Here is a 7590-nt window from a genome sequence, read left to right as displayed (position 1 = left end):
GGCCGCGCCGAGGCTGAGGCCTGTGGCCAGGGCGGTGGCGGTCAGAGCGGACGTGAGGGTGTTCCTGAGTGCGGGCACGGTGTCCTTACCTCTCACTGCGGGGGCTTGATGAGGCGACGCTATGGGGCGCGTAGCGGCGCGGCGGGCGCGTGCCGGGGCGTTGCGCGCTGGCACGAACAGCTCTGCTGCCTCCTGTCGGCGCTGGCTCGAGTTCGCGGGCATCCCGGTGCTCGTGGTCCGCGGCTTCAGCTCCCAGTCCTACGCCGACGTCGTCCGCGACCGCGTCAACCGGGAGTACTGCGGAGCGCGCCTTGCCGTGGTGGGTGACTCCGACTGCTCGGGCGAGGACATCGAGCGGGACTGGGTGGAGCGCACGGGCTGCTGGAGCTCCGTGACCTGGGTGCTGCTCACCTACGAGCAGACTCGGGAGTACGGCCTGCCCACGACCGAGCGCAAGCGCGACGACTCGAGGGGGCCAGCCTTCGCCCGCCATGTGACGGAGTGAAACCGCGCCCTCCTCCGGCCGCTCCTCTGGTGGTGTGGGAGCGGTCGGCCGAGGAGGGTACGGGCGGCTGAAGGGCACGCCGGGTCTGCCCCGGATCCTGCTGGGGGCGGTTTCGACGTCATCGGTGGCTTCCGCCTCACCGTCATGGCCGGTACGGGCGGACAACTCCCTGACGTCGGTGAAGGGACCCACTGAATCTGCGCAGAGTCCGGGGCGCGCGGGCATGCGACCTGCGGAGTCTCCAGCTGTGAATGGGTGGGTCCGTGACAGCGAGTTGCGTCAGCGCTGGTGAGGGCGGCTCAGCTGGTGGGGAAGGCATATGGTCTGGTGGGCTGCTGTCACGGGGTGACCGGTTGGCTGCCGGGAGGTGAGCGCTTGCTGGGGTATCGGCTGTCACCAGCCCGCACATTCACACGGAGCAGACCGCCCAGATCTCCTTCAGCAGCTCGGGGTAGTGCTCGCCGTGCGTGTGCAGCGCATGCCATACCGTGTCCAGAGCCGCTTTGAGCGGATCGGGCTCAGCGGCAGCGAGCACGGCGGGGAGAGCGAAGTACGGCTGTGAGATCGGTCCGCGGACGTCCGGTGTGCTGTGGTACACCAGCAAGGAGGCGGACGTCATCGGCGTACGGCTGCCCGGAAGCCGGTCAAGTTCGTAGTGCGTCGCCCCATCGTCTCTCTGCTCAGCGGACGGGACCCATGCCCACCCCGCCGGCGGCGGGGGGAAGTACGGCGGTCGCTCGGGGGGCATCGCCCCGAGCACCGTCGGACCGGCTACGAGGGAGCTGGATCGCAGGGTCTCCCACATCTGGTCGTCGTCGTCGAAGGGCGGCGGTAGTGGATGCCCCTGCGCCAACGCGGTGAGCGCCGGAGCGACCCACTCCACATCGGTCAGGCCCGCCGCCTCGCACGCCCGCTGTGCGGAGAGGAATGCCACTGAACGCTGGACCTCGGGTCCCGCGACATCGAGGGTGTGCACCAGGTCACTGTCGAAGGTGAGCAGACCCAGGACGTTGCTCCCGCGGACACCGCGCAGCCTTTTGCTTGGCAGCCTTCCGCCCCACTGCCACCTCTCATAGTGCAGCTGCGGATCCTCCGCGCCCCCTACCTCATCTGCCACCAGCTTGTGCACAAAGCCCCCTGTCAAAGACGGACTCGGAAGTTGGGCCGTCACACCCAGCATCATGCCGCAGACCGCTGACACATCTGGCACCTCGGCGTGTACTGCTTCGCCCAGAGGCTGTTGGCTTGACCGACACCTGTGGCCGGGCCAGCAGCGTCTGTCCACGACCTGCCCGCCACCATGTTCGGGGCCAGCGCGACCATACGGCTGCCTCAGAGCGCGCGGCCGCCCGCGGGGGCTTGCGAGGCCGTCCTGGGAGCACCGAGAGCTGCGGCGACGCGTCTGGCCATGTCCGACTGGACGCGGCCCCAGCTGAAACGCCAGGGCATAGGCGCTGTCATCTGGACCTCCATCGACAGCGTGAGGAAGTGCTTCTGGAGCGGCCCGGCCGAGATCTGCGCCCGGGAGACGGCGGAGACGACTTCCTTGCCTACCCGGCCGTTGTTGTTGTCGATGAGGTACAGCCGCTGATCGGTCAGCACCAGGAAGTAGGCGCGGGGTTTCAGCGCGACCAGCGCCGTACCGGCCGAGGCGATGCCGACGGCCACCGAGGCGGCCAGCTGGCGCTTGGCCGAAACCCTGCCTACCTGGACCACCTCGACCAGCTCGACTCGCTCACCCGGGGCGAAGAGCTGAGCGGCAACGGATATGCAGTGCTCAGCAGACTTCTTGTTCACGTGGGTCCTCGCCGGGTTGGTTCTGGGAGTTGGGTGCGGCTCATCGTAGGGGTGCCCCTGACCTGGTGCAATGCGGGATCCACAAAGCCTGACGTGCCCCTTCCGCCCACCGGGCCGCAGCGCGCTGGCTGCCGTAGAGGGCGTAGTCGGCGTTGGCCGGGGGCGGGAGAGTGTCGGCGGTCAGTGAGAGTTCGCGATGGGCAAGCAGCGCGAGTTCTACGACGAGCAGGCGGCAGCCGGGAGGCTCGGAGTCCCGATCGCCGCAGGGCGGTGGGCGGCAGGGTCCGGACTCGTCCCGCCGGCGGACGCGGAAGGCGTCCGCGCCGCCCTGCGCGGGCCGATGGGCGCAGGGCAGGCGGCGGACCGGCTGACCGAGGCCCTGGGCGAGCCGCTGCCGCGGTGCCGGCCGCGGGTGACGGCTGCAGCGGTCGGCCACCTGAGGAAGGCCGGACTGTTGGCCTGGCTGGGAGGGGACCCGGCGTGCCCCGACGTCCACCCGGACCAGCTGGCCGCCCTCGCACGCCGCCGTGACCTGCCGGCGCTACTCGATCGCCACGTCCCCCTGGGCCCGGATCAGGCCGCAGTCCGGCTTGGGGTGCGCCGGGTCGATTACGACCAGGTCGTCCGACTCGGATGGATCTCCCGGTGACGTCCGTGACGATCGACTACAAGTCCCATGGCGGCTGGACCACGGTCCCCCTGTACTCGGGGGCCGATCTTGCCCTGCTCCCCGTCCTGCGGTCCGGAGTCGACTGGGAGGCGCTGCGCACCGTGGCCGCGCGCCGCCGCTCGCCGCTCGCGGGCCTGGCGCCTGTCACCACGGGGCGGGACGTGGTGCTGCTGGCGGAGGTGGCGAGGATCGCCCGGGTGGGTCGCGCGGCGGTGGTGAACTGGAGCCGTAGGCACGCCGACTTCCCGGACCCGGTGAGCGGGACGGACGTGCACCCGCAGTTCGACCGCCGCGCGGTGGCCACCTGACTCCTCGACCACGACAAGATCGAGATCCCTTCCCAGATCCCGCCGGCCATGCTGCTCCTGGACGGCGCCGAAGGCCCGACCAGGCTCCGCCTCGACGGCCCGCGGCTGCCTCTGGCGGATAACGCCGAGGAGGAGGACCAGCTCTCGGGCTGGACCACCGACGCCGACGCCGACGCGCTGGCAGAGCTGATGGCCGGAACGTTCGGAGCGTCACTGCGCCGGCCGACCGTGCCGGGCGCGGATTCACCGGCGGTGCCCGGTGAAATCCGGGTGATCGACCGGTTCCGGACCGGATCGGGCGGGCTGAAGGTGACCCTGGCATGGTCAGCCGCCCTCCGGGGCGCGGCCTCGGACAGGCAGGCGGGCGGAGTGGTTCGCCACAGGCTGGCGTACGCGGGATCAGGAGGGGCCTGCGCGTGCAAGGGCCACGCCTGTGGCGGTGTCGTCCCGGTCCTCTGGTGCGGAGAGCACGGCGCGACTGCCGAGCCGGTCCTGGAGTGGCACCCGGGCGGTGGAATCCGGTGCGCAGACCTGGCCCGTAGCCGGAGCGCTTCCGCCGCAGGCGTCGCCTCCGAGGTCTGATCAGACGGTGGCCGGAGGCCCGGCGAACGAACCGGGCCCCGGCCCCGGGGCTGCGGCTGCGCTGGGGTGAAGTGCCAATCGAGGGCTCGCGCTCGTGGCATGACGCGCTCGGTCGGTAGCCAGGGCCCCGGCGCTGCACCGTTCCGACGGGGCAGAGGCACATAGGAATTGGCGGAGCGGGGTCACTGACTCAGCCGCTGTCCGTCCCCTGAAGACTCTGGCGCACCCTGGCCAACTGCCCTGTGCCTGCGTTAGGTTGCGCCGGAACCGACCTTCGGCCACTCGCCCCTTCGGGCCGTAGCGGTCATCTCTCTGATCCGCTTACACCGTTTGGGAGAGTCATGCGCAAACGCAGAGTGTGGCACGCTGCGATCACGGGCGTCGTCGCCCTCGCCGTCGCCGCCGTGCCCGCTGCCGCGTCCGGCGTTCAGGAGCAGCCCTCGTCGACGACTGCCGGGAGCGACGCGTTCTACACCTACAACGGCAGCAAGCCGCTGTCCTCGTACAGTCCCGGGGACGTGCTCAAGGTCCGGACGCTGCCGTACCACGTCCTGGGCATCGCGACCCCCCTCCAGGCGACGCAGCTGCTCTACCGCACCACCGACGCGCAGGGCCATCCGTCCGCAGGCGTGACCTCCGTGCTGCGCAGCCCCGGTGGCGACGGCCGCAAGGTCGTGTCGTACCAGTCGTTCTACGACTCGCTCGACCCCGAAGACGGTCCATCCCGGGCGGTCGCGGGCAACGTCAGGCTGCCCGGCGGCTTGATCGCGAACGGCGAGTCCACGCTCGTGGCGCCGCTCCTGCTGTCCGGCTACGACGTCGTCCTCCCTGACACCGAGGGGCAGGCCGCCCACCTCACGGCCTCCCGCGAGTACGGATACAACACGCTGGACTCCCTGCGTGCCGCTTCCAGCGCGGAGTCGCGGACCGGCATCAGCCCCGATGCGCGCGTCGGCCTCATGGGCTACTCCGGCGGTGCCGTCGCGACCAACTGGGCCGCTTCCCTCGCGCCCACGTACGCCCCTGAAGTCAACAAGCGCCTGGTGGGATACGCCGAGGGCGGGGTGCTCGTGAAGCCCTCGCACATCCTCAGGTACATCGAAGGCAGTCAGGTGTGGTCCGGGCTCATCCCGGAGTTGCTCATCGGGCAAGCGCGTTCGTACGACTTCGACCTCAAGAAGTACCTGAACGACTACGGCAAGCAGCTGGTCGACGAGCACCAGCACTCCTCGATCGCCGACGCGCTGGGCCACTACCCCGGTCTGACGTGGAAGAAGATGGCGAAGCCGGAGTACGCGAACCCGAACTCCGTACCCGAGCTCGTCGAGGCCGTCAACAAGTCCAACCTCGGCCTGGCGCCGACCCCGACCGTCCCCGGCTACATCGGTCAGGGCAACGCCGGCTTCCTGGAGGGAACCACGAGCAACATCGCGGGCATCGGCTCGGGCGACGGCATCGCGGTCGCCGGGGACACCCGGGCGCTGGCGCGGAAGTACTGTGCCGAGGGCGACGCCGCGGTCTGGTACCAGCAGTACGACGTCCTCAGCCACTTGACCGCACCCACGGCCACGGTGCCCACCGCGCTCGCCTGGCTGCGCGCCCGGTTCGCCGGCAAGGAGGCCCCGTCCTCCTGCGGCAGCATCCCCGAGGGCAACTCACTTGCGGCTGACGAGACGGTCCCCGCCGGATGAGGACCTGACGGGGGCCGCAGCGAACTCCGCCAGGACCGCTTAGAGGCCACCTCTGACACCGGACCCGGAACACGGGAAACGATCACCAGGGGCACGGGAAGCGACCTTCAAAGGCCCGCGACGGCACAGGTCAACCCCGCTCGTGAACACCCCCACAAGGCCGCGACAGACAGCGTGCCGCTGCTACAGCCGCGTTGACAGGGTGGACGGCTGGGCTGCCAGCTGCGGTTGCCCGCCGACCGAGGACCACAACGACACCGCCAGGCTGGTCCACCTGCTGCGGCGATGGGGCCCACAGGCTGCCCGGGCATTGCCCGAACTGTGCGCCGTCCTGCCCCAATTCCAGTATGCCGCCACCGCCATCACCGCCGTCGCCGTCGGCCCGGAACAGCGCGAGCAGGCCGCCACCGCCCTGCGGGCTGACGCTCGGAACCTGTTCGTGGCGAAGGCACTGCATGAACTGACCGGGGAGACCGACCGGCTGTTCGCCGCCGCCGAGGCGGCACTCGCCACTGGTGCACGCGGCGGCGCCGAGGGCGCTCGCGCCCTGGCCGACCTCGGCCCGGCGGCCGCCCGCCTCACCCCGGCCCTACGAACGGTGCTCCACCGCACCACCGACCGCGACACCACGCCGGAGCTGGACACCGACCTCGGCCTGGCGCTCGCCCTGTGGCGGATCACCGGTGACGCGGCCGAGGCCGTCCCGGTACTGGCCTCGGTGTTCGACAGAAGCGAGGGCCAGCAGTGGTTCGCCCTGCTGATCACCGCCGCGCTTCGCCGACACGGCGTCGGTGCCCAGCCGACGGTCGACACGCTGCGGGCGGCCCGCAACGCCCACGCCCTGTGGGTCTCCCTCGCGGGTACCGGTCCGCCAGGCCGCTGGCGCCCTGGCGGACCGGCTGCCCGAGGTGCTCGCCGCCCTCGGGGAGATCCGCCTGCACGATCACGTGCGCACCCGGTCGCCGAACCTGACGTCGGCATAGGAGATCCGTGCGGCGGGGTCGTCCGTAGGGGTGGCTGTGGCCTCGGGCCGTGACGGAGCGGCTCCCGTCGGCATTGACCGGCCATGACCATCCGGCAACTCCCCTCACTGGCCGCCGTGGCGGCCCTGGCCGTCCTCGCGGGGACGGCCACCGCCACCCCCGCCACCGCGGCCGCGCGCGGAGCCACGTTCTCCAGCGACGTGGTGAACTTCGACCGCGCCGCCTTCTCGGGCAGCCAGGTGTTCTCTACGGCGCCAAGTTCTCCGGCGGCACAGTGAACTTCGACCGCGCCAAGTTCTCCAGCGGCACGGTCACCTTCGACCGCGCCAAGTTCTCGGGTGCCACGGTGACGTTTCATGCGGCACAGTTCGGTGGTGGTGTCGTCGACATGCGAGACGTGGCAACCTGGTCGAGGCCTCCATCCTTCGACGACGGCCCCCTGACGGCCCCGCCCGCAGGACTACTCCTGCCCGGCGCTCTACCCAGGCCGAGACCTTGAAACCTCGACGGCGGCCCGGCCCTCAGGGGTGATGACCGCTTTGGACCCGCCCCGTCTGGATCGACTCCTGGATCGACTCCACCGCCACTCCGGAGGCGGAGACCGGCGGGCCCCCGCGGCCGGGTCGATCGACTTCCAGCCGAGCTGGATCAGCCCAAGTTCACCGCAGCGGTCGTGTTCCTTGTCGCGGGACGTTCCTTCGAACCTGTGCACGCCGACTGCGACGAAGCGGACGCCTTCCAGGACCGCTGACCGCGTGCCGCCCCGGTCCGCGTTCCGCGCCGGGCGCCCCCCCGGGGACCGACTCCGAGGCGGGCGGCCGACGCGGGCCCATCCCATCCGCAGCACGTCGAGTCGGCTGGTGTCTTCACCCCCGCTGACGTCCCCGCCGCTACCCGGGGCCGTGCGAGGAGTGGTAGCTGAACCCCGGTTGCGTGTGCTGCCGGGCGCGGCATGCTGGAAGAAGAGGGGCAGGAGGCGCCCATGAGCATTCGCTTAAGGATCCGGTGTGGCCTTGCCACGGCCCTGCTTGCTCTGATGGGCTTGGTGGTGTCA

9 protein-coding genes are annotated in these 7590 nt (G+C 70.8%); 7 read left to right on the top strand and 2 right to left on the bottom strand.

Translation table 11 applies throughout. The features are described from left to right. Positions 1-160: 160 nt before the first annotated feature. Positions 161-505, top strand: coding sequence for a hypothetical protein (locus VR44_RS30985; RefSeq protein ID WP_157880463.1), 345 nt, complete (start codon positions 161-163; stop codon positions 503-505). A gap of 409 nt (positions 506-914) precedes the next feature. Here the strand turns inward: VR44_RS30985 and VR44_RS47740 are convergent, their stop codons facing one another. Together VR44_RS47740 and VR44_RS30975 are read right to left on the bottom strand one after the other, a co-directional pair. Next, positions 915-1634, bottom strand: a complete 720-nt coding sequence (locus VR44_RS47740; RefSeq protein WP_157880462.1) for a hypothetical protein — start codon at positions 1632-1634, stop codon at positions 915-917. 203 nt (positions 1635-1837) lie between these two features. After that, positions 1838-2302, bottom strand: coding sequence for a hypothetical protein (locus VR44_RS30975; RefSeq protein ID WP_052713915.1), 465 nt, complete (start codon positions 2300-2302; stop codon positions 1838-1840). A gap of 196 nt (positions 2303-2498) precedes the next feature. Here VR44_RS30975 and VR44_RS30970 point away from each other — a divergent pair, with 196 nt between their 5' ends. From VR44_RS30970 to VR44_RS30950, 6 genes are all read left to right on the top strand, one after another. Further along, positions 2499-2951, top strand: a complete 453-nt coding sequence (locus VR44_RS30970; protein ID WP_052713914.1) for a hypothetical protein — start codon at positions 2499-2501, stop codon at positions 2949-2951. After that, entirely contained in the window at positions 2948-3280 is a 333-nt protein-coding gene (locus VR44_RS41575; protein WP_052713913.1) for a hypothetical protein, read from the top strand. The genes VR44_RS30970 and VR44_RS41575 overlap by 4 nt, the downstream gene beginning before the upstream one ends. Positions 3281-3328: 48 nt before the next feature. Next, positions 3329-3862, top strand: coding sequence for a hypothetical protein (locus VR44_RS30965; RefSeq protein ID WP_045950940.1), 534 nt, complete (start codon positions 3329-3331; stop codon positions 3860-3862). Positions 3863-4203: 341 nt separating this feature from the next. After that, on the top strand, positions 4204-5553 hold the full coding sequence (locus VR44_RS30960; protein ID WP_052713912.1) for a lipase family protein: 1350 nt from the start codon (positions 4204-4206) through the stop codon (positions 5551-5553). 202 nt (positions 5554-5755) lie between these two features. Beyond that, the gene (locus tag VR44_RS30955) at positions 5756-6589 is read left to right on the top strand and encodes a serine/threonine-protein kinase (protein WP_157880461.1); all 834 of its coding nucleotides are present in this window, start codon (positions 5756-5758) and stop codon (positions 6587-6589) included. Positions 6590-6619: 30 nt separating this feature from the next. After that, positions 6620-6814, top strand: coding sequence for a hypothetical protein (locus VR44_RS30950; RefSeq protein ID WP_045950938.1), 195 nt, complete (start codon positions 6620-6622; stop codon positions 6812-6814). Positions 6815-7590 lie beyond the last annotated feature (776 nt).

The organism is Streptomyces katrae (assembly GCF_000966975.1).
GTDB classification, from domain to species: domain Bacteria; phylum Actinomycetota; class Actinomycetes; order Streptomycetales; family Streptomycetaceae; genus Streptomyces; species Streptomyces katrae.
Note: the sequence above shows the minus strand (reverse complement) of the source record. Positions and strands in the feature narration are given on the sequence as shown.

Coding starts and splice junctions, on each gene's coding strand:
- VR44_RS30970 (WP_052713914.1), top strand. CDS start 2,499: ATGGGCAAGCAGCGCGAGTTCTACGACGAGCAGGCGGCAGCCGGGAGG.
- VR44_RS30965 (WP_045950940.1), top strand. CDS start 3,329: ATGCTGCTCCTGGACGGCGCCGAAGGCCCGACCAGGCTCCGCCTCGAC.
- VR44_RS30950 (WP_045950938.1), top strand. CDS start 6,620: ATGACCATCCGGCAACTCCCCTCACTGGCCGCCGTGGCGGCCCTGGCC.
- VR44_RS30960 (WP_052713912.1), top strand. CDS start 4,204: ATGCGCAAACGCAGAGTGTGGCACGCTGCGATCACGGGCGTCGTCGCC.